General features: G+C 70.2%; 2 pseudogenes. Both read right to left on the reverse strand.

Features of this window, described 5'->3' with window-relative positions:
- Positions 1-1,116 (reverse strand): annotated as a pseudogene (locus ACFQEU_RS15680) (transglutaminase); the annotation flags it as partial.
- A pseudogene (locus tag ACFQEU_RS15685) lies at positions 1,113-1,559 on the reverse strand (hypothetical protein); the annotation flags it as partial. The pseudogenes ACFQEU_RS15680 and ACFQEU_RS15685, both read right to left, overlap by 4 nt.

A 1,559-nucleotide genomic window follows, 5' to 3' on the forward strand; every position in this document is an offset into this window, starting at 1 on the left:
GGCCGACGGCCGTATCGTGCCGCGCTCGTCCACCTGCGCGCTCCCCGCGGCCGCCCCCTCGACGTCGACGGCCTGCCACGGCACTGGGAATGCCTTCATGTCGGTTTCGGTGGTGAACGCCGACTCCACGTCGGTCGTCTCGCCCGGTGGCCCCTCAAGCGGCCCGTCGAGCGACGACGACTCCCCCGATCTGACCCAGCCGTCGCCGGTGTACGTGTCGTACGAGCCGGTGTGCCAGTTCCGTTCGACCTCGCTTTGCATCGTGAACCGGACCTCGGGGGAGAGGCGAGTGGTGCCGACGATCTCGAGCTCGTCGTCGTCGACGAGCGTCGACTCGATCGCGGGCGCACCGCGCTCGACGGCCCACGGCTGTGCGGCACCCGCCGGCAGCACCGTGACCGTCGCGCTGGCGAGGATCATCAGCGCCATCACCGCGCCGAGGGTGTTTCCGTGGCTCCCGAAGCCGGCCGGGATCGACAGCGTCGCGAACCCGACCGCCGCCGCGACGCCGACGACGCCAGCGAGCGTGACGAACTCGCCAGCGTCGCCCGTAAGCACGAAAAAGGACAGCGTGAGTCCCGCGACGGTCGCCGCACCGACATGACGGCCGCGGCCAGCGAGGTAGGCGACGAGGAACGTCGGAACGGGCGCGAGAGAGAGCGCCCAGACATCGGCGAGCGCGAGCCGAAGCACCGACAGGCCGGTAAGCAGCGACACCACGTCGAAGAACACGTTCCGGACCGACAGCAGTGCCCGTTGACTCTCGGGGATGGTGAAGTAGTAGAGCAGCAGCGCGCCCGCGAACAGCACGACCGTCAACCGGATCGCGGTCCGTTCATCGATGACCCGTGCGAGCGCCGCCCCGGTGACGGCGGCGACGGCGACGACGGTTAGGGTCCGGGCCGTCCCGCCGACGACGTCCGTGATCGAGACGAACACGGCGAGATACGAGAGGGTCGCGAGCGCGACCCCGAGGACCGCCGGCTGTGAGAACCCTCTCGGGATCGCGCCGAACGGACCGACGCCGCGACCCGGGCCGTCCGATACGTCGTCAGTGTCCGTCGGCGTATCCTCGTCCCCCTGCCGCATCCGCTCGAGGAGCGGTTGGTCGCTCATCGTGACTCACCTCCGCCCCCGTCGTCGTCCGTGACGGACGCCGGAGCGTCGGCGTCGGGCGGGGCACTCCCGGCAACGAGCCTCTCGGACTCGGAGCGTTCGGTGTCGACGGATCCGGGGCGTTCAGTGTCAACGGATTCGGAGCGCTTAGTGTCGACGGACGACGAAGGGCTGTCGTCACCACCCGTCGTCGCCGTTCGTCCCGCGTTCGACTTGAGGTCGTCGAAACCGACCGTAACGCCGTCGACGCTGATCTCGGCGTCGACCGTGTCGGCCTCGATCCGGACGTCCGCGCTCTCCGGACCGGAGACGGTACCGGTGCCCGTCCGCGCCGCGAGTTCGAGCACCACACGTCGACCGCGCGGTCCGGGTCGGACGTCCACCTCGCCGGCCGGAAGCGACAGTTCGACCGGGATCCCGTCGTCGAGGAGCGCCAGCGACAC

It is taken from the genome of Halorubrum tibetense, from assembly GCF_042661865.1.
Lineage (GTDB): Archaea > Halobacteriota > Halobacteria > Halobacteriales > Haloferacaceae > Halorubrum > Halorubrum tibetense.